This is a genomic window from Sphingomonas sp. CCH21-G11, from assembly GCF_001555965.1.
In the GTDB taxonomy this organism is placed as follows: domain Bacteria; phylum Pseudomonadota; class Alphaproteobacteria; order Sphingomonadales; family Sphingomonadaceae; genus Sphingomonas.
The window spans coordinates 90,481-116,590 of the sequence record NZ_LSHX01000036.1 but is presented as its reverse complement, the minus strand read 5'-3'; the positions used below and the strand labels follow the sequence as shown (position 1 = coordinate 116,590).

The 26,110-nt window shown below is 61.6% G+C and carries 28 protein-coding genes and 2 pseudogenes; 14 read left to right on the top strand and 16 right to left on the bottom strand.

Annotated elements, in window-relative coordinates:
* Positions 1 to 13: 13 nt before the first annotated feature.
* Entirely contained in the window at positions 14 to 1,402 is a 1,389-nt protein-coding gene (locus AX676_RS10985; RefSeq protein WP_066478159.1) for an ATP-binding protein, read from the bottom strand.
* The gene (locus AX676_RS10980; protein ID WP_066478158.1) at positions 1,389 to 2,066 is read right to left on the bottom strand and encodes a winged helix-turn-helix domain-containing protein; all 678 of its coding nucleotides are present in this window, start codon (positions 2,064 to 2,066) and stop codon (positions 1,389 to 1,391) included. The genes AX676_RS10985 and AX676_RS10980 overlap by 14 nt, the downstream gene beginning before the upstream one ends.
* 166 nt (positions 2,067 to 2,232) lie before the next feature.
* Between AX676_RS10980 and AX676_RS10975 the strand changes: the two genes are divergently transcribed.
* The 3 genes from AX676_RS10975 to AX676_RS10965 all read left to right on the top strand — a co-directional run bounded on the left by AX676_RS10975 (position 2,233) and on the right by AX676_RS10965 (position 4,210).
* Complete coding sequence (locus AX676_RS10975) at positions 2,233 to 2,550, top strand: PepSY domain-containing protein (protein WP_066478156.1); 318 nt, start codon at positions 2,233 to 2,235, stop codon at positions 2,548 to 2,550.
* An 80-nt stretch (positions 2,551 to 2,630) separates the two neighbouring features.
* Positions 2,631 to 3,392 carry a COG4705 family protein gene (locus AX676_RS10970; protein WP_066478153.1) on the top strand — a complete coding sequence of 254 codons (762 nt, stop codon included), beginning with the start codon at positions 2,631 to 2,633 and terminating at the stop codon, positions 3,390 to 3,392.
* A gap of 83 nt (positions 3,393 to 3,475) precedes the next feature.
* On the top strand, positions 3,476 to 4,210 hold the full coding sequence (locus AX676_RS10965; protein ID WP_231725998.1) for a phosphatase PAP2 family protein: 735 nt from the start codon (positions 3,476 to 3,478) through the stop codon (positions 4,208 to 4,210).
* Between the two features lie 439 nt (positions 4,211 to 4,649).
* Here AX676_RS10965 and AX676_RS10960 read toward each other — a convergent pair whose 3' ends face one another.
* The 6 genes and pseudogenes from AX676_RS10960 to AX676_RS18305 form a co-directional block, all read right to left on the bottom strand.
* Complete coding sequence (locus tag AX676_RS10960) at positions 4,650 to 5,609, bottom strand: DUF2493 domain-containing protein (RefSeq protein ID WP_066478151.1); 960 nt, start codon at positions 5,607 to 5,609, stop codon at positions 4,650 to 4,652.
* Between the two features lie 242 nt (positions 5,610 to 5,851).
* On the bottom strand, positions 5,852 to 6,298 hold the full coding sequence (locus tag AX676_RS18095) for a hypothetical protein (protein ID WP_082731217.1): 447 nt from the start codon (positions 6,296 to 6,298) through the stop codon (positions 5,852 to 5,854).
* A 107-nt stretch (positions 6,299 to 6,405) separates the two neighbouring features.
* Positions 6,406 to 7,113: pseudogene (locus AX676_RS17365) on the bottom strand (reverse transcriptase domain-containing protein); the annotation flags it as partial.
* Between the two features lie 586 nt (positions 7,114 to 7,699).
* Complete coding sequence (locus tag AX676_RS10945) at positions 7,700 to 7,966, bottom strand: hypothetical protein (RefSeq protein ID WP_082731405.1); 267 nt, start codon at positions 7,964 to 7,966, stop codon at positions 7,700 to 7,702.
* 152 nt (positions 7,967 to 8,118) lie between these two features.
* Positions 8,119 to 8,388 carry an ArdC family protein gene (locus tag AX676_RS10940; RefSeq protein WP_066544375.1) on the bottom strand — a complete coding sequence of 90 codons (270 nt, stop codon included), beginning with the start codon at positions 8,386 to 8,388 and terminating at the stop codon, positions 8,119 to 8,121.
* A gap of 140 nt (positions 8,389 to 8,528) precedes the next feature.
* Positions 8,529 to 8,741: a hypothetical protein gene (locus AX676_RS18305; RefSeq protein ID WP_231734716.1), complete on the bottom strand. Its 213-nt coding sequence runs from the start codon at positions 8,739 to 8,741 to the stop codon at positions 8,529 to 8,531.
* Between the two features lie 24 nt (positions 8,742 to 8,765).
* On the opposite strand from AX676_RS18305, the pseudogene AX676_RS18300 reads away from it, so the two are divergent.
* Positions 8,766 to 9,233, top strand: a pseudogene (locus tag AX676_RS18300) (transglycosylase SLT domain-containing protein); the annotation flags it as partial.
* Positions 9,230 to 9,562 (top strand): hypothetical protein, encoded by a 333-nt coding sequence (locus AX676_RS18295; RefSeq protein WP_066544372.1) that lies wholly within the window; start codon positions 9,230 to 9,232, stop codon positions 9,560 to 9,562. The pseudogene AX676_RS18300 and the gene AX676_RS18295, both read left to right, overlap by 4 nt.
* A gap of 78 nt (positions 9,563 to 9,640) precedes the next feature.
* Here the strand turns inward: AX676_RS18295 and AX676_RS17345 are convergent, their stop codons facing one another.
* Both AX676_RS17345 and AX676_RS10920 read right to left on the bottom strand, forming a co-directional pair.
* The gene (locus tag AX676_RS17345) at positions 9,641 to 10,540 is read right to left on the bottom strand and encodes a DUF7146 domain-containing protein (RefSeq protein ID WP_082731216.1); all 900 of its coding nucleotides are present in this window, start codon (positions 10,538 to 10,540) and stop codon (positions 9,641 to 9,643) included.
* Positions 10,541 to 10,623: 83 nt separating this feature from the next.
* Positions 10,624 to 10,944, bottom strand: coding sequence for a single-stranded DNA-binding protein (locus AX676_RS10920; RefSeq protein WP_066478144.1), 321 nt, complete (start codon positions 10,942 to 10,944; stop codon positions 10,624 to 10,626).
* A 741-nt stretch (positions 10,945 to 11,685) separates the two neighbouring features.
* Between AX676_RS10920 and AX676_RS17340 the strand changes: the two genes are divergently transcribed.
* The 3 genes from AX676_RS17340 (at position 11,686) to AX676_RS10905 (ending at position 15,188) form a co-directional block, all read left to right on the top strand.
* The gene (locus tag AX676_RS17340) at positions 11,686 to 12,765 is read left to right on the top strand and encodes a replication initiation protein (RefSeq protein WP_082731218.1); all 1,080 of its coding nucleotides are present in this window, start codon (positions 11,686 to 11,688) and stop codon (positions 12,763 to 12,765) included.
* 163 nt (positions 12,766 to 12,928) lie between these two features.
* The gene (locus AX676_RS10910; protein WP_066478139.1) at positions 12,929 to 14,131 is read left to right on the top strand and encodes an AAA family ATPase; all 1,203 of its coding nucleotides are present in this window, start codon (positions 12,929 to 12,931) and stop codon (positions 14,129 to 14,131) included.
* A 46-nt stretch (positions 14,132 to 14,177) separates the two neighbouring features.
* A complete protein-coding gene (locus AX676_RS10905) occupies positions 14,178 to 15,188 on the top strand; it encodes a ParB/RepB/Spo0J family partition protein (RefSeq protein WP_066478136.1) in 1,011 nt (336 codons plus the stop codon).
* Positions 15,189 to 15,213: 25 nt separating this feature from the next.
* On the opposite strand, the gene AX676_RS10900 is transcribed toward AX676_RS10905, so the two are convergent.
* On the bottom strand, positions 15,214 to 16,245 hold the full coding sequence (locus AX676_RS10900) for a hypothetical protein (protein WP_082731215.1): 1,032 nt from the start codon (positions 16,243 to 16,245) through the stop codon (positions 15,214 to 15,216).
* Between the two features lie 235 nt (positions 16,246 to 16,480).
* Here AX676_RS10900 and AX676_RS10895 point away from each other — a divergent pair, with 235 nt between their 5' ends.
* The 3 genes from AX676_RS10895 to AX676_RS10885 all read left to right on the top strand — a co-directional run bounded on the left by AX676_RS10895 (position 16,481) and on the right by AX676_RS10885 (position 19,381).
* The gene (locus tag AX676_RS10895) at positions 16,481 to 17,611 is read left to right on the top strand and encodes a tyrosine-type recombinase/integrase (protein ID WP_231726004.1); all 1,131 of its coding nucleotides are present in this window, start codon (positions 16,481 to 16,483) and stop codon (positions 17,609 to 17,611) included.
* A gap of 118 nt (positions 17,612 to 17,729) precedes the next feature.
* The gene (locus AX676_RS10890; RefSeq protein ID WP_082731403.1) at positions 17,730 to 18,923 is read left to right on the top strand and encodes an ATP-binding protein; all 1,194 of its coding nucleotides are present in this window, start codon (positions 17,730 to 17,732) and stop codon (positions 18,921 to 18,923) included.
* Positions 18,924 to 19,144: 221 nt separating this feature from the next.
* Positions 19,145 to 19,381, top strand: a complete 237-nt coding sequence (locus AX676_RS10885) for a phage integrase N-terminal SAM-like domain-containing protein (RefSeq protein ID WP_066478129.1) — start codon at positions 19,145 to 19,147, stop codon at positions 19,379 to 19,381.
* Between the two features lie 16 nt (positions 19,382 to 19,397).
* Here AX676_RS10885 and AX676_RS10880 read toward each other — a convergent pair whose 3' ends face one another.
* Positions 19,398 to 19,940, bottom strand: a complete 543-nt coding sequence (locus tag AX676_RS10880) for a MarR family winged helix-turn-helix transcriptional regulator (RefSeq protein ID WP_010339851.1) — start codon at positions 19,938 to 19,940, stop codon at positions 19,398 to 19,400.
* A 104-nt stretch (positions 19,941 to 20,044) separates the two neighbouring features.
* On the opposite strand from AX676_RS10880, the gene AX676_RS10875 reads away from it, so the two are divergent.
* The 3 genes from AX676_RS10875 (at position 20,045) to AX676_RS10865 (ending at position 24,222) form a co-directional block, all read left to right on the top strand.
* Complete coding sequence (locus AX676_RS10875; RefSeq protein WP_010339850.1) at positions 20,045 to 20,521, top strand: YkgB family protein; 477 nt, start codon at positions 20,045 to 20,047, stop codon at positions 20,519 to 20,521.
* Between the two features lie 133 nt (positions 20,522 to 20,654).
* Complete coding sequence (locus AX676_RS10870) at positions 20,655 to 21,239, top strand: recombinase family protein (protein WP_010339849.1); 585 nt, start codon at positions 20,655 to 20,657, stop codon at positions 21,237 to 21,239.
* 4 nt (positions 21,240 to 21,243) lie between these two features.
* Positions 21,244 to 24,222, top strand: coding sequence for a Tn3-like element ISMpo10 family transposase (locus AX676_RS10865; protein ID WP_012449407.1), 2,979 nt, complete (start codon positions 21,244 to 21,246; stop codon positions 24,220 to 24,222).
* Here AX676_RS10865 and AX676_RS10860 read toward each other — a convergent pair.
* From AX676_RS10860 to AX676_RS10845, 4 genes are read right to left on the bottom strand one after another with little or no spacing between them, the layout of a single operon-like run.
* A complete protein-coding gene (locus AX676_RS10860; protein WP_066544368.1) occupies positions 24,173 to 25,177 on the bottom strand; it encodes a type IV secretory system conjugative DNA transfer family protein in 1,005 nt (334 codons plus the stop codon). The genes AX676_RS10865 and AX676_RS10860 overlap by 50 nt on opposite strands.
* A gap of 1 nt (position 25,178) precedes the next feature.
* Complete coding sequence (locus tag AX676_RS10855) at positions 25,179 to 25,475, bottom strand: hypothetical protein (protein ID WP_066544365.1); 297 nt, start codon at positions 25,473 to 25,475, stop codon at positions 25,179 to 25,181.
* Positions 25,475 to 25,873, bottom strand: coding sequence for a hypothetical protein (locus AX676_RS10850; protein WP_066544363.1), 399 nt, complete (start codon positions 25,871 to 25,873; stop codon positions 25,475 to 25,477). Before AX676_RS10850 ends, AX676_RS10855 begins: the two co-directional genes overlap by 1 nt.
* Positions 25,873 to 26,097: a conjugal transfer protein TraD gene (locus AX676_RS10845; RefSeq protein WP_066544360.1), complete on the bottom strand. Its 225-nt coding sequence runs from the start codon at positions 26,095 to 26,097 to the stop codon at positions 25,873 to 25,875. The genes AX676_RS10850 and AX676_RS10845 overlap by 1 nt, the downstream gene beginning before the upstream one ends.
* Positions 26,098 to 26,110 lie beyond the last annotated feature (13 nt).

Here is a 26,110-nt window from a genome sequence, read left to right as displayed (position 1 = left end):
GGGCGAGCCGTCGTCACTTGTAGGAGCTTTCGGAGAAGCTTGCCGTTTTCCAAACGATCCCGACCCGCAATCCCGGGCCGGCATCGCCGATTATGAAGTCTGCACCATGCAAATCGGCAATGGCAGCCGCAAGTGCCAATCCGAGTCCAGCACCCATATTCGAGCGGCTGTTATCGAGGCGGTAGAGCCGCTTCAGTACGTTTTCGCGCTCTTCCGCCGGTATGCCCAATCCGTTGTCACTCACTGAAGCGATGACATCGTGGGAGCCTTTGCGAAGTGTCATCGTAATCGCCGTGCCGGACGGCGTATGCGTCAGCGCATTTTCGACCAGGTTGGTGAACATCTGAGCGAGCAAGTCGGCATCGCCATCGACCAGGGTTCGAGGATCGATTGCGCCGGTGATCGTCTTGCCGCTGTCTTCGGCGACCGGCTGATAGGCGAGCAAAACCCGCTCCATGATCTCGCTCAGATCAACAGGCTTGAACCGTGCACGCCCGGCACCGGCTTCGATCGTGCCGATCCGAAGGAGCGCACCGAAGATCGTCATGATGCCGTCGATTTGCGTCAGTGCCTCTTCGATGACGTGCTGTGGCACGGGGACACCCTCGTCGGTGACAGCACTTTCGAGATGCTGCCGAAGTCGCGTTATAGGGGTCCGCAGATCGTGCGCGATGTCGGTCGAGACCTGCCGCACCCCCATCATCAGCGCTTCGATACGGTCGAGCATACGATTGAGGTTAGCTGACAGCCGGTCGAACTCGCCACCCATGCCGATGACTGGCACTCGCTCATCGAGCCTGCCGCCCATGATCGTGTTGATCGACGTGTTAAGCCGTTCGAGCCGCCGCGTGAAAGTCGCTGCAATCACATAGCCAGCGATCAGCGCGAGGAACGTGATCCCGATCCCGCTCCACAAGGCGACGGTATCGAGCCACTCACGCAATTCCTGGATTTCATAGATATCCGAGCCGACAACGAGCTGACCGCCACCCGACAGGGTGACGCCAAATGTTTTCATCGGTGCAGGCTCGTCAGGCGGATCACCCCCGGTCTCTGGCTCGGCGATGCTGATCGTCGCCCAGCCGATCCTGTCTGCGGACCGGGGCAGATCGCCTGCAAGTTGCTTACCTGCCTTGTCGATCAGCAGATATCGAAAAGCGCGCTGGTGCGATGCGGCGCGGTCGCGGATGGCATTGGTGACGCCGCGCGTCCCGGATCGCCGCGCGATGATTGCAAGTCTGCCAGCCTCGGTGATCAATGTATCCGACGTCACCTGCTGCGCATAGGACGCGACCGCCGTCTCGACCGCGATGACAAGTCCGATCGAGCCGACCGCGAAGATCGCGGCGAACAGCAGTGCGAGCCGAAACGGACCGCTGCGAATGGTCCTAAACAGTGGCATCGAGACGGTAACCCGAACCGCGCAGCGTGTGGATCAATTCGACGCCGAACCCGCGATCGACCTTGGCGCGCAGTCGGCTCACATGGCTTTCGATCACGTTGGTTTGCGGATCGAAGTGAAACGACCAGACATTTTCGAGCAGCATCGTCCGCGTGACGACCTGCCCTTCGTGGCGCATCAGATATTCGAGGAGCTTGAACTCCTGCGCCTGAAGCTCGATCCGCTGCCCTGCGCGCGTGACCGTCCGCTTGATCAGATCCATTTCGAGATTCGCGACGCGTAAAAGCGTGGTCGCTTCAGAAATTGGTGGCCGTCGACCGAGGGCTGCCACGCGCGCGAGCAGCTCGGTCATGGCGAACGGCTTGACCAGATAGTCGTCGCCACCGGCTTCAAGTCCTTCGACGCGATCTTCGACGCCGCCCATCGCGGTTAGGAATAAAGCGGGCGTGGTCACGCCGCTGATCCTGAGAGCCTTGACGACACTGAGGCCATCAACCCCCGGCACCATCCTATCGACGATCAGGACGCCATAAGCATCGCCGGTTGCGTGGAAGATGGCATCGCGTCCCTCGGCGCACGCATCCACGACATGCCCGGCTGCTTCGAGGCTGCGCCGGATATGGTCGCGCGTTGCGCTGTCGTCTTCGAGGAGCAAGATTTTCAAGGAGCGTATCCAATCGAACCAAAGCGGACAGCTATGGTCACGTCCAGTTAGACGCGCGGAGACCGGGGATTACAAATAACCAATAAACAATGTTCGGCTCATCTTCAGCGCAGGATCGGCGGCGTAGAAGCGGCGTCGAGGCTCTTTCCCCTCAGGAGTAAATCTGATGAAATATGTTGCATCTGCAATTCTCGCGCTGTCGTTGGCTGGTGTCGGTTCGGTGGCGCTCGCTGCTCCTACGCATGGTTATGTGGGCCAGTCGCTCGCTCCCAAAGCCAAGGTAACGATGGCCCAGGCTCGAGCCATTGCGCTGAAGGCCCGTCCAGGCCAGGTTACCGATGCCGAACTTGAAAACGAAGGCGGCGGCAGCGGCCTGCGCTATTCGTTCGACATCAAGAGCGGCGGCAAGACTTTCGAAGTCGGCGTCGATGCCGCCAACGGCGCGGTCCTCGAAAACAAGGCCGAGGGTCCCCATCCCGACTGATCGAGCGTTGCTGAAAATGCCGGGGCGGGGCGAAAGCCGCGTCCCGGCGTTTGGTTGCAGCATACAGAGGTAACAATTCTATGAAATCTCCGGCTCTAACCGACAACGGTGCCAAAGTGCCGCAACTCACGCTGCTGTTTTGGATCATCAAGATTGCAGCGACAACGCTCGGCGAGACCGGCGGCGACACTGTCTCGATGTCGATGGGCCTCGGCTATCTCGTCGGAACTGCTCTGTTCGCAACCGTGCTCATCGTGCTTGTCGTTCTCCAGATCAGAGCGTCGCGCTTCCATCCCCCACTGTATTGGGCGACGATTATTGCCTCGACCACAGCGGGGACCACGCTCGCCGACTTTGCTGACCGCTCTTTGGGCATTGGATATCCGGGCGGATCAATCCTGCTGGCAGCTTGCCTTGCGGCGTCACTCATCGCCTGGCGCGCAACGCTTGGCACGATCTCAGTGAAGAGTGTGGCGACGCCGAAAGCCGAAATCTTCTACTGGATCACCATCACCTTCTCGCAAACGCTTGGCACTGCATTGGGAGATTGGGTCGCTGACCAACCAGGGGTCGGCTATCTCGGCGGCGCGGTCGTCTTCTCGATCCCGTTGTTGATCCTTGCCGCCCTGTATTTCTGGACAAATGCATCTCGCGTCGCGCTGTTCTGGGGGGCGTTCATCTTGACCCGACCGCTAGGGGCTACCGTTGGCGACTTTCTGGATAAGCCGCTCGACAAGGGCGGCCTCGATCTAAGTCGTCCAATCGCAACCGTCGTCCTCGGGGCATTCATCATCGCTTGTCTGATGCTGTTTCGACAGCGCGCGAGTGAGCATGCCCATTAGAGCGGTGGCTAAGTCGGCCGGACCATTCTCGACATCCGAGATCGAAACTGACCTAACGTATTATCCCCAAGCGAACGCCGACAATGTCATTGATGCACAGCAGTTCCGAGCGTGACCCTGCCAGCCTTGGAATGCAGCCCGACGTAACGAGTAGGCCTTGGCTCATCGCCGCAGCCGGTATGTTCGCGGGCGCAATCCTGCTGGTCGCGTGGTTGGGCGATATGATTTCAGACGGTGCCCATTTTGCGTTCGACCAGAATATACTGCTGTGGGCCCGAGGAGGCATTGCAAACGGTACACCCGTAGGCCCGCTTTGGTTCAGAGCCGCTATGGTGGACATCACCGCCCTAGGAGGCACAACCGCCCTTGTTCTGATTGTCACGCTGGTCTCAGGGTTCCTGATGATCCGGCATTATTGGTTCACGCTAGCGCTGGTGCTTGTTGGAACGGTTAGCGGATCGATTGTCGTCGTTCTGATAAAAAATCTGGTTGGGCGTGCGCGCCCCACGCTCACCGATCATCTCGTTCAGGTATCGTCACTGAGTTTTCCCAGCGGGCATGCCGCCAATAGCGCGATCGTTTACCTAACGATGGCGGTTCTGATCAATCGAACCGTGAGCGATCGGATCGGGCGGGTGTATATAAGCGCAGCAGCGGTCTTACTTGTCGGACTCATAGGGTTCAGCCGCGTCTATGTCGGCGTGCACTGGCCAAGCGACGTCCTTGCCGGATGGTCGTTCGGCACGCTTTGGGCTGTCGCCTGGTGGTCGATCGGCAGATGGGCGGCAGATCGCCATCCGAGGTGGCGACATCGCTGACAAAAGTGTTTGGCGCACGGCAACCTATGGCGATTTTTATTTTGCCACTGAGGTCTCCTTCGCGTGGGGAAGTCTCGCTTCACCTTGCTGCGGCAACGTGAGCGTCCAGTCCGAGTCGGAATGTAGGAGCGGCTGCGATTGTGGATTTATTCCGAAATTCCGCCAGTCCGCTACCGCCAAAATTCGCGGAGCAACGGTTGGGTGGGAATGGCAGGCTTAGGGCGCTGGAGATTTCCGTTTAACGGCAACATCTGGGCGACTGCCGACCGGCAGCTTTGCCACGCGCCGACGGCCGCTTTTGTCAAATTCAGACATTCGAGCCAGAGACCGCGAACGACAATACTTGGTCGTTTCATGCCCTTCATCGCCACCGCGAGTTCTGCCGTACAATCAAATATCGCAGTAGGGGGCACCGGAAATACGGTGCCCCCAAGCGAGCCTAGCTTGAGTGCTGTTGGCGTCCGGCATTGAGTGATGCAGGCGCTATGCCCAACGGACCACGACGATCCACGACCCGGATGTTGCGGGCTTTGGCCTCGATCACGAGGCGCTCGGTGACGCCGTTACCTTGAAAAGCGATCACGAACCTCGGCTTGAGCGAGAGCATCTGCTCATTGCGGCGGAAGCCCGCGCGATCGCCGAGCTTGCGATCGAGGCCGAACCGCACTTGCGGGATTCCGTTCTGATCGGCCCAAGATGCCGCGAGCCGCTCGATTCCCTTCATATCGCCGCCATGGACCAGATACATATCGCCGACATGGGCGCGAACTTTGTTGAGGGTGGCAAGCAGATTGTCGGCAAATGTCTTCATGTCGTCGTCAGTGGCGAAGGTCAGGCGGCCACCGGCGAACACCACCGGCGTCCCCTGTGCCGTGTTGGCGTTCAGAGCCCGCTCCCGGCGCGCGCGAAGGAAGGCATGACCATCGACGATCCCGGCGGTGACGCCGAGCGATATGCGGTTGCCGGACGATGGCACCCAGGACTTGCCGGTTTCGCGGATATAGTGCGCGGCGGCGACGTCGCGCATGACTTCGAAGGACCCAGCGCATTCCTCCACTTTCTTGGCCAGCTCGATCTTCTCCTCGAGATTGGCCGTGCTGATCTCAGAGCCGTCCTGTTCGGCGAGGAGCAGGCGAATGTCGTCGGTCAACCGATCGACCAGCCCGTGTTTCTTGGCGGCGGCGCGGTGGAAGAGGTTCACCAGGCCCCAGCCCAGATCTTCGATGTCACGCTCGAGCGAGGTGTTTCCCAACGTCGTGAAGAGATCGCTCCAGATTGCGGTAACGGTTTGCTCCAGGGCCTCGGTTGGCGGCGGTGCCATGCCAATTAATTCTTCAACGCGGGGTTCGAGGTGCCCTAGCTCCAATGCCGCGAGCGCGGCTGCAAGCGATGTGGACATGATAGCGAGCCTTTCTGTCTGTGCCGGCGGCCTCTCCGCCGGATGCGCATCCTCTGGGCGCTCGCAAAGAGGTGCTGGCACCGAGGCGGAGCCGAGGGAAACCCGCGAACAAGGGGTGGTGCGGGCAGCCGTGGCACACGGCAACTCGGCCCGCCGTTCGCGGGTTGCCAGGGCCTCGAGAGCGCCCATATGCCGCATCCTCTGGCGGGGAGGTGTCGGCACTGACTGGCTCTATCCAACCCTCATGCGCTGCCGTTCACCAGCAACGGAGGTATCTCGAATTCCGCTGCAGCGAGATGGGACAGTACCGCAGCATAGCTGCCGAGGCCGCGCACCGTTTCGGCCGACATCATGATCTCGTCATCGTCGGAGGCAGCGAAACGCCGAACGGACGTGCCATCGAAGACCACGCGTTCGGGGCCGAACGTTCCCGGGGCGCCGCCAGCCCAACGGGCGAAGACAAGGCCATGATCGACACAGAAGACCTCGATCGCCTCGAACCGGCCCCAGGCGACCTCATGATCAGCCAGATAGAGAGGTCCGCTCTGGTCAAGGTCGTCGGGTACAAACGCGGTGCCATCCCAGTCGGTGAAAGCGCCGTCGCTCTCGATTGCCGCGAAAAGAGCTGGAAAAAGGGCAGGGGACAGCGATCCGCCAATGCGGATCGCGACAGAAGCGCGATCGGCCATGATAAACTCCGTTGGAAGAGGGGAAGGGTCAGCCCGCCAGCTAACGCCTTTGTATTGCGTCGAGCCACCGCGCCACCGACACGCGATCCTTGAGAGGTTTGGTGGCCTATCTGGCCTGCGATGAACTCATCGAGCTCATGCAGGTAGATGTTTGCCAAGATTGGAGACACGATCCCGCCCTGTGGAGTGCCGCTGTAGGTCGGATTATGCGTCCGCCCCTCCATGACGCCCGCCTTCAGCATGTCACCGATCAGGCCAACGAACTTTTCATCGTTGATCCGTTTCCGCAACAGCTTGAGCAGGACGTCATGGTCAATGTTCTCGAAGAACCCAGCGACATCCACGTCAACAAGCCATTTCACGCCCGTCCAGACGGCTTTAACGTGTTCAAGCGCCGTGTGACACGATCTCCTCGGCCGGAACCCATGCGAGGCGTTCGAGAACACCGGCTCATAGATCCTTTCGAGGAGTTGGCGCGCCACTTCCTGGACGAGGCGGTCGTCGCGCGTGGGTATCCCCAGCGGACGCCGCTTACCCTTGCCTTTCGGGATGAATACCCGACGCACTGGTTTCGGTTTGTAGGCTCCAGCCACCACACTGGCGATCAATGGGTCGAGGTCTTCCGGACCGAAGTCCGCGAAGGTCTCGCCATCGACACCCGGCGTCATCGCCCCCCGATTGGAGACGATCTTCTTGAGTCCCTGCTCCCAGAGAAGCCGAGACCCCATCAGACGATGAAGCCCATTTACTCGTTTGCCCGACGCTGCCAGCGTCGGAATGGCCTCCAACCGGGCCATCACAGTTTCAGGTAGCATCAGCACACCCCATGATTTCGGTTGAAGTATCGCAACTGCCGCCCTTCCCCCGGCGGTCTCCGCTTTCGGCCCGGTCGCCCGTTCCTTATGCGGATGCACCGTCTCCCCGACTGGGAAGCTGTCCCAAGCATTACCCCGGGCGTTTGAGTACTATGGCGGCTCCGTACCCATGCAGGTCGGCCGAAGCCGCCTGTTTAGGGCATCCCGTAGTTACACTGATCGGAGATACGACGCGGTTAGGTGTCCCGTTCATCCACTAAACCCCTCGACGAGGGGCGCGCCGGACGGGCTGAGGAGCAAAGAGCCAAGACATGAGACTCTTGCCATCGTCCGGGACTGGCGTGTCAGTCGATTTCGCCAGCTTCCGCTATATAAAACGCTGCAGACTGGGATTTAAGCAGTGTAGCTTTCACCTTACGCGTCTTGCCCTGACCGGCATCGCTCCTTTACGACTGGAACGCATTCGGCCTTACTCCAAGCATGCTGTTGTCCCCTGTCCGTTTCCGGATTTCAGGTCTTTCGAACCCAAGGTTAGCTTGGCGGGCAGAGGTTTCCTCAACTTACCTCATCATTACTGATACTCCTTTCAGCGCCACAACGGCGCACTATCCTTGTAGCCGAACGTGCAGCCATCGCGTGCGCCGGTACTTTGCCTCGTCAGACAGACCACAGCGAAGACGGTGCGGGCGCCGCTGGACTCGATCCGCTCGCACGCGGCGTAATAGGTCGAACCGACCATCGACGACGCGAGGACCGTGAGACGGTGATCGTCGCGAGCATAGGTGAATTGATTGTCGAGATAAGAGCGCGGGGTGGCATAACCGCCCAGATCGCGCATGAAGAGCCATCCCATGACGAGCTTCCTGTGTCTGTGAGGATTAGGCGGCGACGGCGAGGCGCGGAGCGCCCAGGTCGCCGATGGTGGCGGTGAGCCGACGCTGGAACGCGTCCGCGTCCAGCAACTCGGCAATCGGCGCGTGGTGAGGCTTCCCCGCGTCTTGCCCGTCACGGCAGCGGTTGAACGATATTTCGCTGTCGGGGAGAAAGCTCCACGGGACGACGCGGATGGCGAGATGCGGGTGGCGCACCCTCGGCGCAGAGCCACAGCCAGAAGCAGTTGATGCCCTTGTAGGGGTCGCCGGTCGCGCGCAGCGGACGACCGCCAAGGCCCGGGCGCCATGGCTTGACCCATGGGCGCACGCCAGACTCGAGCTTGTCGATAATGGTGTTGGTGATGATGTCGGCAGGCGACAGTTTGTCGGTGGTCTTGGCCACGGCATGTTCTCCTAATGTCGAGTGAGGCGAACCCGCGTCAGCATCCTCTCCTCTGGGAGAGGCGGCGTGGGGTCACAAAAAGAGGGGCGACACTCCGCGAAGAGTGCCGCCCCAGTCGCCTCGAACTGCGGTCGAGAGGGCTAGTTGCCGTCCACGTCGCTGTAGAGCGATCCGGGTACGAGCAGAACGGCCCCGCGCGGTGTGCCTTGCGGCATGGTGAAACGACACGCGATCTCGACACCCGATACCGTTACCGTGGCGTCCCGCTCCTGCGGGACGGCGGCTCCCAGATTGCTCGCGGACATGCAGGTGGCTCCGATCATCATGGTGGCAAGGAGAGTACGGCGGTTCATTGGACGGTCCCGCGCAGAGCGCCGCGGGCGTATAACATTGATCTGGGGTTGGGGCAGATCAACAGCGCCAATCTCAAATGGCTCGGGCTTTCGGTAGAAGATGCTTTTGACCCCTGCCGCAACCTTGCCGCCGCAGCGCGCGTGTTGTCGGGCAACTATCTGAGCGTCGTCCGCTCGAGCCCGACGACCGAAGCGGCGATCGCGACCGCTGTGTCGATGTACAATACCGGCAGCCGCTCGCGCGGCTTTGGCAATGGCTATGTCGGCCGCGTCTATGCCTCATCGACTGTCGTCGTCCCGGCAATCCGGCACGGCCTAGCGCCGGCCATGCCCACCACCCCTGCCCCGCCACCAGCTCTTGGCACGCAAGCGCCAGCGGCATCAGCGCCGACCATCACGGTTGACTGGGACACATCGGCGGATGCGCAAACGGCCAAATTGATGGTCTTCGGCAGTGCATCCAGCAGCTCACAGAAAGGACAATCCGAATGACCGCTTTTGCGACAACCTCCGCCGTTTGGCTCACTCCGCGCCGACGCACGTTCACACAATATCTGGCGCTGGCCGTCACCGTCTTGGCAGTGTCGTTGCTGCTGACCGATCCGGCCTATGCTCAGGCGGCTGACCTGGGCGAGTTCGAGCATGTCGTAAGCGTCGCGAAGCGACCAGCGACCATCGGCCGAGGAACCGCCATAGGCCTGTTCCATGACCCACAGCAGCGTGTCCCGCTGGAGCGATCCATTCCTGGCGAGGGTGTCGGCAACCGCCTTGGCGGCGGTAATCGAGGGTTCAGTGAAATCGAGTTCGAGAGCTGCGGCTGAGGTGCGCATCGAGGGTCTCCTTCTTGTCGCCCGGTGCTCATCACCGGATCAACAAGCCGGAGGCCTCCTCCCCTCTCTTCAGTGGGAATGTAGGTGAATCTCGGCCCGAGGGAGAGCATTGCGAGCAGATCGATCGCGAAGTGCGTCATTCCAGTCATCATGCTCGGACGGGAGCCATTCCTCCACGACCCGCCCATTAGCGGCGAGGTGCTCGCGCGCCCGCTCCAGGCAAATCTTCGCCGCTTTGTTTCTCTGACCAAAAACGATCACACGCCTCACATGGGATGGAATCCCGACATGAGCGTAGCGCTCGGCACCAAGCACGGCCCAGACGGGCAATTGAAACCAGTCGGAGGCAGACAGGGCATCTTCGATGCCCTCGGCGATACCCAGTATGTCGTCGGGCTCCCCAAACCGTACGCTGCCCGAACCCAGAAGACCCAAAGCCAGCTTGGGCTTGCGGAAGGGGCGTCGCAGAATGTCAGCTGGGTCGAGGAATGTGCGGTGCACGGCAACGAGGCCGAGATCATTTCTTACGGCCGCGATCAGCGCCGGAAGGCTGCGCCGATCCTTTCCCTTGCCGATGATCGTCTGCGGGTTGAAGCGCAGTTCTGGGGATGATGTGTATATCCTGCGTGCTTGAAGATACGCCTCGGCTGGCGTGCCTTCGACAGGCATGCTGTGCTGCCACAATGTCCTGGCCAGTCCGCTCAGATCGCGGAACGGTGCGCGCAATTCTACATGAACGGGGGCCCGATCATGGAGGCCCTGACGGTCCAGAGCCTTGAGGATATCGGACGCGGTGCAGCCTGCAAAACATTTGAACAGGATGGCCTTGGTCCCGAGCCGGACCGATAGACTCGGCGAGCGATCGTCATGGGCAGGGCAACGGCACTCTCCGCGCGTTCCGGACCAACGCCCGCCCAAACTCTCAACAATTTGTTTGGCGCGGACCGCTGCGTCGATGGTGGCCGGCATGGGCGAAACTCCTATTGGAAGCCAAGGTTCGCTCCGCGCCCGCCCCCTTTCCTCTTGCCCGATCGGCGGAACAGGGCACGGGCCTACGCTGCCTTTGTAGCGAGCACGCCGAACTCCTCGACGATCCGGTCTGTTGTGTAATGTGTGGTGCCGTCGCGCTCGTAAGAGCTATCGCGCAGCCGTCCAGCGATCCGAACGAGATCGCCCACCTGGGCCTTATCATCGATATACTTCCGCTGGCCGTCGCTGAAAATGACGACGCGGTTCCAGTAGCTCTCCTCGATCCACTGATCTCCTTCGCCACGCCGACGATAGTTCGCGCAAACAGATACGTTCGTGACCTTCGGCTTGGCGTCGATCTCACCAATCCGTCCGATGATCTCAAACTTGGCAAAATTGATCATGCGACCTCCTCGCTGCGTCTGCCAAGCAACAACGAGCTGCTGTCGGTGCGCAGAGCATCTCGTCTCGCGGCGCACATGCCGAGGATCGAGATCGTCATGCTACCGTGATAAGCTGACCTGGAGGTATCCCCCCGGACAGGGGGACGCGGATCATAGCGCCGCTCTGCTTGAGGCTCGCGACTCGGCCCTTACCCTTTTAAAATCTCTTTAAAACAACGCCGCTGCTCGCAGCGGAAGGATTCATGATTCAAAAGATTCTAATTCGGACCGAAATTATGACGATAAAACAACTGGGTAGGCCGAACTAGCTGACTGCGTGGGGGAGTTTGGCTGACCGCTTGGGGGCTTTTACCTGTCCAATCGGGGGATCATTCCTGACCATCCGGGGACTAACCTGACCGATTGGGGGAGCAAGCAGTCCCTTCATCATTCAGCACCCTCCAGCGTGAATGGCGAAGAGAAAACGACCGAAACTCGGCCATAATCGAGGGTTGGAAACCAGACCGCGCGACTCGGCGGAATCAGAGGAGTTTTCCGATATCGGCTGCCCATTTCATCCTGACCGATTGGGGGAGGTAGAGAGACTGGGTTCCCTGACCTGACTTGACGCAAGAGGTCAGGTCAGGCAGCAACTCACTCTCCGTACCCTAATTCTGATCGTAATATCGCATGGACGCCGATAATAGCGATAGTGTTGTTGCAGTCGAGGGTGAGGCCGAGGCGGTTTCGCCTGGCCGCGCAATGCGAGTGGCAGCAGCCCTGCGCGCTAAAGGCGGCGACGAGTTCGCCAAACCCGGCAGCATCATCGAAGTCAAATTCGTCAAAGGTGAGTCGCTTAGCCTCACGGCGTCTCGACTACTTGCTCTTATGATCCTTGCTGCCGGCGGAGATGCCTGGGAAGACAAGCCTCACCGGATGCGGAAAGCGGATATCCGCCGCGGTCATAAGGGTAACGAGCGGATAACGGATATGCTGCAGGAGCTTCATCGAACGCTCTTCGCAATCGATGACAAGTCCTGGCGAGGCAAGAAAGCGACCACGTTGTTCTCGCTAATCTCCCGATCGCGTGAGGAAACCGAGGAGGACGGAGGGGAGGCCGGATGGATCGAATGGGAATTTACGCCCGACGCCCGCAAGCTGATCCAGGCTTCAGAGACCTATGCTGTTCTTAACCGGCAAGCTGTTCTCGGTTTTCGATCGAACTACGCATTGCGGCTGTATGAGCTCGGCGCTCTGCGTCTGCATAGACGACAAGCGACTTGGCGTGGCGACATGACCGCTCTGCGCGCTGCGTTGGGAGTGCCTCCAGAAGTTTACACCGATTTTGCCCAGCTGCGTCGGAAGGTTCTGGAAAAGGCTAAGGCTGAGATCGATCAACTTGCGCATTTTCGCGTCGAGTGGCGAGAGGTTCGCCAGGGCAGAACGGTCGCCGAGATTGAGTTTCGATTCGAGCCGAAGGATGCTCCTGAATTGATTGCGACGGTCGACGAACTTGAGCGGCATTCGGGAGGCCGCAAACAACGGCGGGATGGGTCCGTTGAGTCGGTAAGCCTGGTGGCCCCCGCATTGCCGGCAGCGAAGTCAGGGACAGCCGCGAAGACAAATGGTGAAACGTTTCCAAGTGGCACGATACGGTTCGGCGCTGAAGAGCTGGCGGCGATCGGGCGCCGCAGCGGCGGGGGCTGGGATATCGATCTGATTGCCGATGGCTTCAGGTCGCAGATGGGCAACCGCTTGGAGAAGCTTCGTGGTCCAAAACTCATATCGGCTTGGACGGGGTTCTGTGAAGGTTGGGTAACTCGTCGGGGTCGCGCGCAGTAGAAATTGCACGCGTGCAATTTGCCGATCCCCCCACCGAGTCAGGTTAGGCCATTGGAACGTGCGTAGGACGTCTGAACGTCCTACGCACTTTCGAAATTATCGAGTTTCTTGACAAAAAAGCGCAAGTGAGTGCACCTTACCCCAAATTTCAAAAGGCGGGTGTATGTCAACGGCACTGGATATAGAGGGCACACAGGATCTGGTGTCGGTAGCGACGTTGGCCGCTCGTACGTCCTCCGTCTTGGAAAAGCTCCGCGATTCCGCCCGAAGCGCCAGAGCGGACGACCGGCGCGAGCCTACGTTTACGATCAGCAAGGCGGCCGAACTCGTGGGCCGAACCGCTGCAGCGATTCGGGACGCGGAAAAGGACGGCCGACTTCCGGAACCTGTCCGAGGGGATAACAACCGGCGTGAGCGTTACACGCTTGCGCAAATCAACGACATGCGCGGTGTGTTCGGGACACGCCCCTACCGGAGTGCCGACGATCCGTGCTGTGTCGTTGCGGTTCAGAACTTCAAGGGCGGCGTTGGCAAATCGACGGTGGCAGTTCACCTCGCCCAGTACCTCGCCATTCGCGGCTACCGCGTGGCGCTTATCGACTGCGATAGCCAGGCATCTGCGACCACGTTGTTCGGCTACGTCCCAGACCTTGATCTCACCGAGGACGATACGCTCTATCCTTATCTGCGGGAGGAAGAGCGGACCTCCCTCGATTACGCTCTGCGCAAAACCCATTTCGATGGCCTGGAACTCATCCCGGCCAACTTGCGGCTCTTTCAGTCGGAGTATGAACTCGCGGCGCGCATGGCGCGGGGCAGTGGCGCTTTGCTCGATCGCCTGCGTCAGGGGATCAACAGCATCTCGGACCGATTTGATGTCATCGTCATGGATCCGCCACCCGCGCTGGGGGCAATCTCACTTTCCGTCCTGCGCGCCGCTAACGCGCTGATAGTGCCGGTTCCGCCGACCGTGATGGACTTCTCGTCAACCGCCGCGTTCCTCTCGATGCTTGATGAAACAATCGAGCAATTGGCCGAGCGAGGCCTCGCGCCGGACTTGCAATTCCTGCGGTTCGTCGCCTCGAAGGTCGACGAAAACAAGTCGATGCAGAAGGAATTGCTCAATCTGATGAGGACGTTGTTCGGTCATGCGATGATCCGTACGCCGCTGAAGGATTCAGCAGAGATCGACAACGCCACGGCTCGATTGATGACGGTCTATGAACTCGATGGGCCTGCCACGAGTTCGCAGGTCCGCAATCGTTGCCTGGCTTATCTCGACGGGGTGAACCAAGAAATCGAGGTCGACGTCCGGTCGATGTGGCCGAGTCATCGGGCACGGTTGCGCCAAGAGGCATTGGCGTGAACCCGCGAAATTGCACGCGTGCAATTCTGGGTAAGAGGAGGGCCGCATGAGCGGAAAAAACAGTGGCTTCGCGGCTGATTTGGCCGCTGGGATCGACCTTACGACCGAGGCCGCGCCGCGGCGGAGCGGTATTGCTGCAAACGTGCTGACAGGTCGAAGCAATCGGATTGCCGAACTTGCATCTGGCGCCGTCGTTACTCGCACGCACGAGCTGGTCGATCCTGCGCGATGCAGGATGTGGACGGGCCACAATCGCGAGTATGCGCTGCTAAATGAAGAGCGTTGTGGCGATCTGATCGAAAGCATCAAGGCGCAGGGGCGGCAGGAAATACCGGCGATCGTACGCCGGGTGGCTGGCGATCCGAACATCGATTTTGAGGTGATCTGTGGGGCCCGACGCCATTGGACGATCAGTTGGCTGCGCACACACAACTACCCCGACTTCAAGTTCCTGGTCGATATCCGGGAAATCGGTGACGAGGAGGCTTTCAGACTCGCAGATATCGAGAACAGGGCACGTGATGATCTCACGGATCTGGAACGCGCCCGAGACTACCTCCGGGCGCTCGGTGCCTATTATGACGGTCGTCAGAAGACGATGGCTGAGCGTATCAATGTGAGCGAAAGCTGGCTGACGCGCTATCTCGATCTGGCGCGTCTGCCGGCCGAACTTATGGCCGCGTTCCCAGAACCGCAGGACCTTAGCATTCGCAACGTGATCGCTCTCAAACCGCTCCTCAAGCCGGAGGACAAGCGAGCGAGGGTTTTCAAAGAAGCCGCTTCGCTTGGAAAGGCACAAGCCGATGCGGGCAAGGCGATGCCGATCCTTGATGTCATTCGAGCGCTCACCGCCGCTGGTGACCCCCCCAGAAGGTCAGGATCCCCCAAGAAGTCAGGAATGGCGCAGACCGTCTCGAGCGCGGCCGGTAAAGCGGTGCTGCGCATCGAAGGAGCAGATCGCAAGGGAGTCCGATTGACGCTGCTCACCAAAGGCGGTGCTTCACGCGAGGATGCCGAGAAGGCGATTCGAGAGGTGCTAGACGCACACTGGGCGTGAGCACTGGCTGGCAGATCATAGGAAATTACGCCCCGGGAAAGTGAACGGGACCCGCGCGTCCAAGGCTCGCCAGCTTTGCGTCGAGGTCGGCCATCTCGCGATCGAACACCTGGAGCACCGGTTCGAGATTGGCGGAATATTTTGGTGGAGCAAGCGGGCGTCCCACCGACCGCTGCACGAAGCCAAACGACAAAGCGAGATCCCGCGCGACATAGGTGCGCCATGCCTGTCGACCGCTCACCTCTACAACCAGATCAAGGTCTGCGGCTCGGGCCAGCAGTTTTCCGGCACCAGAAATCGTCAGGTCCAACGTCAATGCGACCAAGCGCGGACTCGCCACCGGCACGAACTGCATGAGGCTCAGAAGCGTCGCTAGCTTCCCCGGACGGTGAGCATCACGGATGGCGTCGGCCGCCCGCAATCTGTTGTCCTCAAGCGCCTGCAGTCGAACGAGGCCTTCCTCCGCACGATCTGCGAATGCTCGAAGATTGCGAACGATGATCGTCTGCGCGTCGCGCGGAGCGCGCCGCAAGGCTTTGTCGCCGATCGTGAGGCATGGGAGGGTGGCGTGCGTGATGTTCATCGATTTCAGGAGCCAAGGTACCGTTAGCCATGGCGTGATCGTACTGTCGGCCCGTGCATGCCGGGCGACGATCTCGAGCGCCCGCAACAAGGCTGGACGCTCAGCCCAGTCCGCAGCGACCTCGGTCGAGATGGGGAGTTCGTCCCGCCAGTGGTGAGGTTTCCGGGAGGCCAGGCGCGTCTGCCAATTGCGCAGCGCGTGGTGATCATCAAGATGGCTCGGCATCCTAGGCCGTCCGGGCAATGTGACGGCACATTCCCGCCCAAAAATATCGATTTCGTCGATTTCGGCGCCTTGCGCTTGAAGTGCCGTGGTATAGCCTGTCCACACCGCACGTTGCTGCCACGGCGTTGCGACGGGACTGACGGAAATACGGGCATCAAGGCGCGCAATCGCCGCTGCCGCTCGCTCAAGAACGGTGGCAAGCTTCGGGGTCCACTCAGGCTCAGAAAGATCGCGATAAGCGCTCGACATGGATAAAGAGTATCCCGAAAGGTTACCTCACGTCTACCTTGCCGGTGCTGGTACAAGATGGACCTATGATAATTGCAGTTATCACATATCCATATTTGACGCCTCCTTATAAGGTGCTGTAGAACTGCTCGCGATGGAGCACGCCGGAAAGATCGATGAAAGCGCTCTGACACCAGGGGAAAAGCAGGCGCTGCCAGCAGCGTCGGTTGACGATCTCTCCTGGGCGGTCGTCAAGATGCGCGCTGGGCAGCGTATTGTCGTCAATGAGGCGTTGCTCGCCGCGTACCAGGCCGCGTCTTCGCCGCACAGCATCCGGGCGCTCAAGTCCGACCTGGAAGCATTCGACCTCTGGTGCCGACGCATGGCCCGCATCGCGCTGCCAGCCACCCCCGAGACCGTCGCGGACTATCTCGATGGCCGTGCGGGGCAGGGGAGCAAGCCGGCCTCGCTTGGCCGCTACAAGGCGTCGATCGCCAAGATCCATCAGCTGCTCGATCTCAAAGACCCGACGTCGGCTTCGCTGGTAAAGCTGCGGCTGCAGGCGATCCGCCGAAGTCTCGGCACCGCACAGAAGCAAGCGCGACCGCTGCGGTTCAAGGGGCCGGTGCGCAACGTCGAGCACGACGCACCCCGCGGGCTCAATGTTCGGGCGCTGCTCGAAAGCTGCGCGGAGGATCTGCCGGGCCTGCGCGATCGCGCACTGCTGTCGGCGGGATACGACACCGGCTTACGCGCCTCCGAACTGGTCGCGATCGCGGTTGAGCACATCGTCGAAGCGATCGATCCTGAAGCGCGGCTGCTTAGCATTCCGCGTAGCAAAGGTGATCAGGAGGGGGAGGGGGCCACTGCTTATCTCAGTCCCCGCACGGTTGGCGCGTTGGCGGCTTGGCTTGAGGCAGCTGGCATCGAGCATGGTCCGGTGTTCCGGCGGGTGAATGTGCGGCGCTACAAGGCGAAGGCGGCGGTGCGGGGGCGGCCGATCGATAGCATCTCCGGGCGCGAGACATGGGACCTACGAAAGACGCTATCGAAGGCAGCAGTGCCGGCGCGGATCGAGTACGACGTAGGGGAGGGGGCGCTGCATCCCGCGTCGGTCGGTCCGATCTATCGCGCGATGATACAGCGGGCGTTCGACCGTGGTGCCCTGGCGGATCTGACAGCAGACGATCTGGTGCGGCTGCTCAAGGGGGTCAGCGCGCACTCGACGCGGGTCGGGCTCAACCAGGACCTGTTCGCCAGCGGCGAGGATTTGGCAGGGATCATGGATGCGCTGCGGTGGAAGTCGCCGCGGATGCCGCTTGCCTACAATCGCAATCTGGCCGCAGAGCAGGGTGCTGCTGGACGGCTGATGGCCAAAATCGGTTGATCGTGCCCCACTCGGATAGCCCCAATAAGCGGATCACGCGCTCCCAGTTCACACGGCGGTTTATAATGGACTTACATAGTTCTACTCAAATCAGCTAGAACCATGTAAGGAGCCTAGAATGGATCCACGCCGCAACCCTTTCGCACCAGGTGCTGGCAGCCGCCCACCCGAGCTCGCCGGCCGGGACGACATCCTAGAAACGGTCGCCGTCGCACTCGACCGGATTCGTAACGGTCGTCATGCCCAAAGCATGATCCTGCTGGGATTGCGCGGGGTGGGCAAGACGGTGCTGCTCAACGCCATGCGCAGGGCCGCAGAAGGCGAGGGCATCCTGAGCGTGCCGATCGAAGCGCCCGAAGGCCAGTCGTTGCCCGCCATGCTGGTTCCGGCGCTCCGCACCGCCATGCTCAAGCTTGATCGGGGGCAGGCGGCAATGACGCTGGCAAAACGCGGGTTGGGTGCTCTGGCGCGGTTCGTCAAGGCGTTCAAGCTGAGTTACGGTGAGCTGGAGGCGTCGCTCGATCTGGGGGAGATTGGGATCGCGGACAATGGCGATCTCGACGCCGATCTGATCGACTTGATCGACCTGGCGGGAGCCGCCGCCGCTGAGCGAGACACCGCCCTCGTGCTCTTCATCGACGAGCTGCAATATGTGCCCGAACGCGAACTGGCGGCGCTCATCACCGCGCTTCATCGCGCCCGCCAGAACGACCGTCCCATCACACTGGTAGCCGCTGGCCTGCCGCAACTGGCCGGGCAGATGGGCAAAGCCAAGTCCTATGCCGAACGACTATTTTTGTTCACCAGCATCGGTCCGCTCGGCACCGAAGCGGCCAGTTCGGCCATAATCCATCCGATCGAGGCGGAGGAATGTGCGATTGAGCCTGCCGCGGTCGCGCAAATCATCGCTGTCACCGAGGGCTATCCCTATTTTCTCCAAGAATGGGGCAAGCAATGCTGGGATGCCGCCGTCGCTTGCCCTATTACTGTGGCGGACGTCGATCTGGCTCACCCCACGGCCATCGCCGCACTCGATGACAGTTTCTTTCGTGTGCGGTTCGATCGCCTGACACCGTCCGAAAAGCGCTATCTGCGGGGCATGGCGGATCTGGGGGAGGGGCCCTTTGGATCGACCGCCATCGCCGAGCATATAGGTCGGAAGTCGTCGAGCTTTGGCCCCGTGCGTGCGTCCCTGATTGCAAAGGGCATGATTTACACGCCGGGCTACGGCGAGACAGCGTTTACCGTGCCAATGTTCGGGGGGTTCATGCGGCGGGCGATGCCCACCGGGATGGATACTATCGATTCATAGCTGCCGGTCGGTCTCGATCCTTCGCCACTGGGACAGAAATTTCTTGGCGAAATGGGTGCGGAGCAGAAGGGCGGCATTTCGGCAATATGGGTGGAAGCACGAACCCGCTGCGCGGGAGGGCGCGTGCGGCACGGATGAGGTGAAGGAACGAGCGTAGCGCGGCGGTTGAGCGCTGCGGGATGCAGGATGAACATCGCGGCTCCACCAGAAGGAGCCCTGCCATGAACATCCTCGTACCCGTTGTTGCTGTCAGCCCACTACGCCAGCGTCTCATCGACGAGATGGATATACGCCGGTTCGGCCGCGAGACGCAGCGTAACTACATCCGCGATGTCGGGCGGTTCGCGACGTTCCTCGGGCGCTCGCCGGACACGGCAACGGCTGAGGAGGTGCGGTGCTTCCAGGTCGAGCAGTGCGAGTTGGGGTCAGGACATAGAACGGGCACAGATATACGCTAAGCGTCTCTGCGCGCACTTATGGGTCGACTCTATGCGTCGACGACTCCAGCATTCCAAAGGCATCCATCGGACAGTTGTAGCATCGCCTCTCGTCGCAGAGCCGGCATATCGTCAGCGCCGAGACAGCGTCGTCAGACATCTGCGCAAGTATTGTCTCGGCAATACGTTCCAGCACGAGGCGGTCAGCATTCGAGACATGGCTAAGGATTTCGGATAAAGTCTCGTTTCTTCGTTGCAGGATCGCAGATAGGCGAGTCTCGCCTGCCTCAGTGAGCATCAGCGCTACTGCACGACGGTCCCGTAGCGCTTTGGATCGAACGGCGAACCCGGCTGCAACCAATCGATCGACAAGCCGCACCGTCCCCGCGTGGGACAAGCCTAGCACCCGTCCTAATTCGTCGATCGAAAGACCGGTCGCGTGACCGATGACGACGATCGCCGCGGTGGTTTCGCCACCGCCGGGTATCGTCGGGTCGAATGCCGCCTTCTTAATTCGATCGGTGATGCCCACTGCGAGGGCGCCGAACAGATTGACGAGCCGGTCCGAGAGTACGTTCAAAGGGTTGCCTCATTCATTGACGGCGCATAGTGTATGCGCAGCGCATATATCACGCCTGTCTAAGCATGAAGGCAGGTCATGCGCCATGATGAAAGCGAGGCACCATGTTTTCGACATTACACATAGCTGAAAAGACGACCGGCTCTCGCGGGTCTCTCGCGTTGCTGCGCTGGGCGCTGGTGGTCATCTTTCTCTGGTTCGGTTGCATGAAATTCACGAGCTATGAAGCGATGGGCATCGCGCCATTGATGAAGAACAGTCCGATCATGAGCTGGATTCCGGCCGTTTTTGGGGTGCAGGGTGGAAGCTATTTTATAGGCACCGTCGAGCTCGCGACGGCCGCTGCGCTGATTATCGGTGCTTTCAACAAGACGGCCTCCGCTCTCGGCGCGGCGATGTCATGCCTGACTTATGCCGTGACACTGACGTTTTTCCTGAGCACGCCTGGCGTCGCCGAGCCGACCGCTGGCGGGTTCCCGGCGATTTCGGCCGGAACCGGACAGTTCCTGTTGAAGGACCTGGTGCTTCTTGCGGCATCAGCGTGCCTTCTACTTGCGTCCATACGGACAGCAGACGCGTGACGGCAAACAGGTGATAGGCGACGCTCCGGACCTGCGCTTTTGCCGAACCATACCCGCCTCAGCCCATAACGATCGACAAACCCTGTCGCTTTGATAGGGTGTTCGAAAACATGCTTTCGAGGGTTTGTCGTACATGCTGGTCGGATATATGCGGGTGTCAACGACCGATGACCGCCAAACGGTCGATCTCCAGCGGGACGCGCTCGTCGCAACCGGGGTCGATCATCGGCATCTCCATACCGACAAGGCATCCGGCGCGCGCGACGACCGACCAGGCCTGAAAGCCTGCCTCGACTATCTGAACGCGGGCGACACACTGATCGTGTGGAAGCTCGACCGGCTCGGACGCTCGCTGCCGCACCTGCTGACGATCGTCACCGATCTGAAGGCGCGCGGCATCGCGTTCCGGTCGCTGACCGAGCAGATGGATACGACCACGCCGCACGGCGAATTGCTGTTCTCGCTGTTCGGTGCATTGGCACAATATGAGCGTGCGCTCACGCGCGAACGGGTGATGGCGGGACTGGCTGCTGCCAAACGCCGGGGACGCCAAGGTGGCCGCCCGCCGATGATCGACGCCGAAACGCTCGAGCGGATCACCGCCGCGCTGGATGGCGGGGCCAGCAAGGCGTCCGTCTGCCGGACCTTCAAGGTGCCGCGTTCGACCCTTCTCGGCACGCTTGCCCGGATCGGCTGGACCGCACCGGCCAAGGTCTAAGCCGATGCCGCGTCGCGCCGTCCTGTCGGACGAGCAACGCGCGGCGTTGCTCGCGCTTCCCGACGACGAAACCCTGCTCGTCCAGCACTGGACATTGAGCCGGGACGACTTGGCCATCATCGTCCGCCGGAGGCGACCGCATAACCGGCTGGGTTTCGCGATCCAGCTTTGCGCGCTGCGCTATCCTGGCCGTTTCCTGCGACCCGGTGAACTGATCCCTGATACGCCGCTCGCGTTCGTCGCAGAGCAATTGCAGGTCGGACCCGAGGTGCTGGCCGACTACGCGACGCGCGGCCCGACCCGGTACGAACAGCTCGATGCACTGCGCGATGCATTCGGCTTCATGCCGCTCAGTCGGCCGCTGCGAACGACGTTGCAGGAATGGCTCCTGCCGATCGCGCTGACGACGACCAGCGGGGCTAGGCTGGCGCGCGTGATGCTGGATGAGTGCCGGCGACGGCGCATCATTGTGCCGGGCATCAGTTCGGTCGAGCGGATGGTCGCACAGGCGTTGCTCGATGCCGAACGCCATGTCGCCGAGCATCTGACCCGAGGACTCGATGCTCGACAGCGCCGGCTGCTCGATGCGCTTCTCCTGCCCCACACAGGCACGAACTTGAGCGATCTGGCCTGGGTGCGGCAGTCACCCGGCAAGCCCGGCCGAAAGACATTCGCCGCCATCATCGAGCGACTGACACTGCTTCGGGCCATCGGGATCGATCCGGATATCGCCGTAGGCGTCCATCCCGAGCGCCTCCGACGCCTGTGCCAGGAAGGCGTGCGGCTGACCGCGCAACATGTTCGGACGCTGCAAGCGACGCGGCGTCGCGCCACATTGGTGGCGACCATCCTCGAAACCATCGTTACCCTCACCGACGATGCGGTGCTGATGTTCGATCGCCTGCTTGGGCAGATGTTCCGGCGCGAACAGAACAGCGCGGACACGACACTCAAGCGCAACCGGCGCACCATCAACGGCAAAATCCGGCTGCTTGCCCAACTCGGCGCTGCCTTGCTCGCCGCCAAGATATCAGGTGGCGATATCGGCGCTGCGGTCGAGGCAGCGATCGGATGGAATGATCTCGGCCGCGAGGTCGATGAAGCCCGCAAGCTGATCCGCCCCGATTCGGTCGATCCCGTCGCGGTCGCCGCGACCAATTACCCCGTCCTCCGACAGGTCGGTCCCTCGTTCATCGCCTCGTTCACATTCGGGGCGGTGCCAGCCTGCCATGCGCTCGCGCGAGCGGTCGCGATCATGCGCGACCTTCATTTTGGTCATCTGCGCAAATTGCCTGCAGGCACGCCAGTCGGCTTCATCCGGCAAGCTTGGCGTCGGGCGATCGGCACCGGCATTCCCGATCGCAGGATCTATGAATTGTGCGTGCTGGTCGAGCTTCGCGACCGGCTTCGCGCCGGCGACATGTGGGTCGAGGGAAGCCGACGCTATCGTGCTGTCGAGCAGCAACTCATTCCTGCCCCCGTATTCGCCAACATGCGCGCGGCCGGCCCCTTGCCGATACCGGCACCGGATACGGCCGATATCTGGCTGGCCGAACGACGCGCCCGCCTCGCCCGTCGATTGGCCGAGGTCGAGCGAAAGGCGGAGACGGACGCGCTGGAAGACGTGCAGCTCAGCTTGGGCAGGCTGCGGATTTCGCCCTTGAAGGCGATTACTCCCGAGGAATCCGATACCGCCCTTGCGCCGCTCTATGCGCATCTGCCCGCGATCCGCATCACCGACCTTCTTGCCGAAGTCGATCGATGGACCGGGTTCAGCCAGTGCTTCACGCATCTGCAAAGTGGCCGTGCCGCGGATGAACCACGTGCGATCCTCACGGCGGTGCTCGCCGATGCCACCAATCTGGGCCATACGCGCATGGCGGAAGCCTGCAATCTCGTGACCCAGCGCCAACTCGGTTGGCTCGCCTCATGGCATCTGCGCGAGGAAACCTACGGTCGCGCGCTCGCCCGGCTTGTCGACGCCCAACACACCGCGCCGCTGGCCGCGCTGTTCGGGTCCGGCACCTCGTCCAGCTCAGACGGTCAGAACTTTCCGCTCGACCGCCGCGCCCAGGCAACCGGCGCAGTCAATCCGCACAAGGGGACAGAGCCGGCTGTCTCCTTTTACAGCCACGTCTCGGATCGCTACGCGCCGTTCCATTCCACAGTTATCTCCGCTTCGGCGAGCGAGGCGGCACAGGTGCTCGACGGGCTGCTCCACCACGGCGCCGATCTGCACATCGAAGAGCATCACGTCGATGGCGGGGGCGTCTCCGACCATGTGTTCGCGCTATGTCATCTGCTTGGGTTCCGGTTCGCGCCGCGTATCCCGAATATCGCCGCACGCCGTTTGCACCTGTTTAACGGCATCGAACCCGGCCCCGATATTGCGCCGCTGGTCGCGGGCCGCATCGACGAAGGTCTGATCGAGGCACACTGGGACGACGTGCTGCGACTGGGAACCTCGATCCGCACAGGCGTCGTCAGCGCCTCGATCATGCTGGAACGGCTCGGCTCCTATCCACGCGCCAACGGCCTGGCACTGGCGTTGCGCGAGATCGGTCGCGTCGAGCGTACCCTGTTCACGCTCGACTGGATCGAGCAGCCCGAACAGCGTCGCCGCGCCACCCGCGAACTCAACAAGGGAGAAGCGGAAAATGCCCTGAAACGCGCCATCTTCTTCCATCGCATCGGCCGTATCCGCGATCATGCGCTGCAAGCCCAAAGCCATCGGGCGAGCGCGCTGAACCTCGTCGCCGGTGCCATCGTCCTGTGGAACACGACCTACCTGCAAGCCGCCCGGATGCATCTCGCCAACCTCGGCCGGCCGGTCCCGCCGGACCTGCTGCAACACCTATCACCGCTCGGTTGGCAGCATATCAATCTCACCGGCGATTACCTCTGGACCGATCCCGATGCGCCATCCACCGCGCTCAGACCGCTTCGCCAGATGCGCGCCGTCGAAGGCACGGCAAAACCTTAGCGTATATCTGGGTCCGTTCTGTGTACCGACCCCGATTGGCGGCGCGCGCGACCAGGCCACCTTGCGCCTGCATCGCCGCGAGCTGCGCCGCCAATGCGGCCGGGGCAAGGGTCAGCCGGTCGCGCAGCGTATCCAGGGTGCGCGTCGCGGGCGGTTCGGTGGTGACGATGTGGAGCAGGATGCCGGCGATCAGCGCCTTGGCTTCCTCGTTCCAGTGCGCCTCGCCCGCTTCGCCGGGCGCATCGTGGACCAGTGCATCTGCCAGCGTCATGCAGTCGTCGGCGAGATCGAGGCCGTGCGGGTCGATCCGATCAAGCGGGTTGAACGCGGCCGAGGCGAGGCCGGTGACGCCGAATGGATCGAGGACATGGACCGCGCCGAACTTGCCGCGCTGGCGCGCGGCGATGCGGGCGTTCTCGCCTTTGGGGTCGATGCAGACGACCGCGAACGGATATTCCAGCAGGTTGGGGATGATCGTGCCGACACCCTTGCCGGTGCGGGTGGGTGCGATCGTCAGCAGATGGGCGGGACCGGCGTAGCGCATCGGCTTGCCGGTCTTCACGTCGCGGCCGATCAGCAAGCCGTGATCGTCATTGAGGGCTTGTGCTTCCCCAGCGCTGGCGAAGCGGGCCGAGCCGTGCGTATCGGCCCGATCTTCATAATCGAACCGGCGGAGCAGGGGCAGGACGAACATCCAGACCATGACCAGAAGCACGCCGAGGTTGATGCCGAGGAAGCCGAGCTGGGCGAGCCCGCCGTTCTTATCAAGCTTGAAATACCAGATCGCTAGCATCAGCAGCAGGAACAGCGCGGCGAACAGCACCATCGTGAACAGGATCACGCCGATGATGTGACGGGCGAAGCGGAAGGGAGCGAGCAGGACGCCGAGCAGCGCCCACATGGGGTTGGCGCGAGCGGTGCGAGCGAGGTTACGGGTGGCGCGCGCGAGGCCCATGCTACCGGCTTTCCAGACCCGCCACGGTCATGGGCGTGATTGGCAACGAGTGATCGGCATTGGAATGATCGAGCAGCCGAAGGAGGATTTGCGTGGCCAGTTCGGGAGGCACCGCCTCTTCCAGCATCATCGCGAAAAACGCATCTTCGTTCGGCGTCGGGATCATGTCTTCGATCACAAGGTTGGCACGCGAGTCCGCCATGTCCTCGTGCCACATGGCGACTTCCGCCGGGGTGCCGCGTACGAACTCCATCGCGCGGACTTGGCGGCGGATCGTCCTGATATCGAAATCCACCATCAGAGCCTTTCCAGATCGGCCGAGCGGGGCAGGGGCAGGGCGATGTGCGCCTGATATTCCGCCAGCAGTTCGGCGGGCACCCAGTGGATGCCGCGATCACGGGCGTAGCGGCTGGCGATGAGCATATCGCCATCGACTGCGACCCAGGCGTCAGGCGCGTCGTCGGGTAGGGCGTCTCGACCTTCCGTCGCCATGCGAAGGTGTAGTGCAGTCGCGCGATCCCAACGGGCGCGCACCAGATCAACATAGTGGGCGGGAACAGGCGGGTCGTAATCGCCGCGCAGTCGCTCCCCGCGCTGCATCGCATATTCCTGTTCGGACCAGACCGGATCATTGTAGATGACGGTTGCGGATGCCGACCCGTGCATCAGCCATTCCGAGTTATCGCCGCCTGCCATCACCTCGCCTCCGTCGTTTCCGCGTCCGCCTCGAACGCACGTTTGCCGCGCCGCTTCCACACCACCAGCTCGTCGCTCGCATCATCGCCCCGCGCGCGTCCGGCGAGATCGAGCAGCGCACCGTAGAGCGTGGCGCGATCATCGTCGGTCAGCTCGACCAGGCCGGCTTTCTGCACGAGGCCGCCCAGCTCTATGAGGTGGCGCGTTCGTTCGCGGCGTTGCATGACCCAGCCCCGC

What these genes read in the sequence shown, in the direction of transcription:
- AX676_RS10985 (WP_066478159.1), bottom strand. Translation starts at nt 1,402, where the DNA reads ATGCCACTGTTTAGGACCATTCGCAGCGGTCCGTTTCGGCTCGCACTG.
- AX676_RS10975 (WP_066478156.1), top strand. Translation starts at nt 2,233, where the DNA reads ATGAAATATGTTGCATCTGCAATTCTCGCGCTGTCGTTGGCTGGTGTC.
- AX676_RS10970 (WP_066478153.1), top strand. Translation starts at nt 2,631, where the DNA reads ATGAAATCTCCGGCTCTAACCGACAACGGTGCCAAAGTGCCGCAACTC.
- AX676_RS10965 (WP_231725998.1), top strand. Translation starts at nt 3,476, where the DNA reads ATGTCATTGATGCACAGCAGTTCCGAGCGTGACCCTGCCAGCCTTGGA.
- AX676_RS10960 (WP_066478151.1), bottom strand. Translation starts at nt 5,609, where the DNA reads ATGTCCACATCGCTTGCAGCCGCGCTCGCGGCATTGGAGCTAGGGCAC.
- AX676_RS18095 (WP_082731217.1), bottom strand. Translation starts at nt 6,298, where the DNA reads ATGGCCGATCGCGCTTCTGTCGCGATCCGCATTGGCGGATCGCTGTCC.
- AX676_RS10945 (WP_082731405.1), bottom strand. Translation starts at nt 7,966, where the DNA reads ATGGGATGGCTCTTCATGCGCGATCTGGGCGGTTATGCCACCCCGCGC.
- AX676_RS18305 (WP_231734716.1), bottom strand. Translation starts at nt 8,741, where the DNA reads ATGAACCGCCGTACTCTCCTTGCCACCATGATGATCGGAGCCACCTGC.
- AX676_RS18295 (WP_066544372.1), top strand. Translation starts at nt 9,230, where the DNA reads ATGACCGCTTTTGCGACAACCTCCGCCGTTTGGCTCACTCCGCGCCGA.
- AX676_RS17345 (WP_082731216.1), bottom strand. Translation starts at nt 10,540, where the DNA reads ATGCCGGCCACCATCGACGCAGCGGTCCGCGCCAAACAAATTGTTGAG.
- AX676_RS10920 (WP_066478144.1), bottom strand. Translation starts at nt 10,944, where the DNA reads ATGATCAATTTTGCCAAGTTTGAGATCATCGGACGGATTGGTGAGATC.
- AX676_RS17340 (WP_082731218.1), top strand. Translation starts at nt 11,686, where the DNA reads ATGCGAGTGGCAGCAGCCCTGCGCGCTAAAGGCGGCGACGAGTTCGCC.
- AX676_RS10910 (WP_066478139.1), top strand. Translation starts at nt 12,929, where the DNA reads ATGTCAACGGCACTGGATATAGAGGGCACACAGGATCTGGTGTCGGTA.
- AX676_RS10905 (WP_066478136.1), top strand. Translation starts at nt 14,178, where the DNA reads ATGAGCGGAAAAAACAGTGGCTTCGCGGCTGATTTGGCCGCTGGGATC.
- AX676_RS10900 (WP_082731215.1), bottom strand. Translation starts at nt 16,245, where the DNA reads ATGTCGAGCGCTTATCGCGATCTTTCTGAGCCTGAGTGGACCCCGAAG.
- AX676_RS10895 (WP_231726004.1), top strand. Translation starts at nt 16,481, where the DNA reads ATGCGCGCTGGGCAGCGTATTGTCGTCAATGAGGCGTTGCTCGCCGCG.
- AX676_RS10890 (WP_082731403.1), top strand. Translation starts at nt 17,730, where the DNA reads ATGGATCCACGCCGCAACCCTTTCGCACCAGGTGCTGGCAGCCGCCCA.
- AX676_RS10885 (WP_066478129.1), top strand. Translation starts at nt 19,145, where the DNA reads ATGAACATCCTCGTACCCGTTGTTGCTGTCAGCCCACTACGCCAGCGT.
- AX676_RS10875 (WP_010339850.1), top strand. Translation starts at nt 20,045, where the DNA reads ATGTTTTCGACATTACACATAGCTGAAAAGACGACCGGCTCTCGCGGG.
- AX676_RS10870 (WP_010339849.1), top strand. Translation starts at nt 20,655, where the DNA reads ATGCTGGTCGGATATATGCGGGTGTCAACGACCGATGACCGCCAAACG.
- AX676_RS10865 (WP_012449407.1), top strand. Translation starts at nt 21,244, where the DNA reads ATGCCGCGTCGCGCCGTCCTGTCGGACGAGCAACGCGCGGCGTTGCTC.
- AX676_RS10860 (WP_066544368.1), bottom strand. Translation starts at nt 25,177, where the DNA reads ATGGGCCTCGCGCGCGCCACCCGTAACCTCGCTCGCACCGCTCGCGCC.
- AX676_RS10855 (WP_066544365.1), bottom strand. Translation starts at nt 25,475, where the DNA reads ATGGTGGATTTCGATATCAGGACGATCCGCCGCCAAGTCCGCGCGATG.
- AX676_RS10850 (WP_066544363.1), bottom strand. Translation starts at nt 25,873, where the DNA reads ATGGCAGGCGGCGATAACTCGGAATGGCTGATGCACGGGTCGGCATCC.
- AX676_RS10845 (WP_066544360.1), bottom strand. Translation starts at nt 26,097, where the DNA reads ATGCAACGCCGCGAACGAACGCGCCACCTCATAGAGCTGGGCGGCCTC.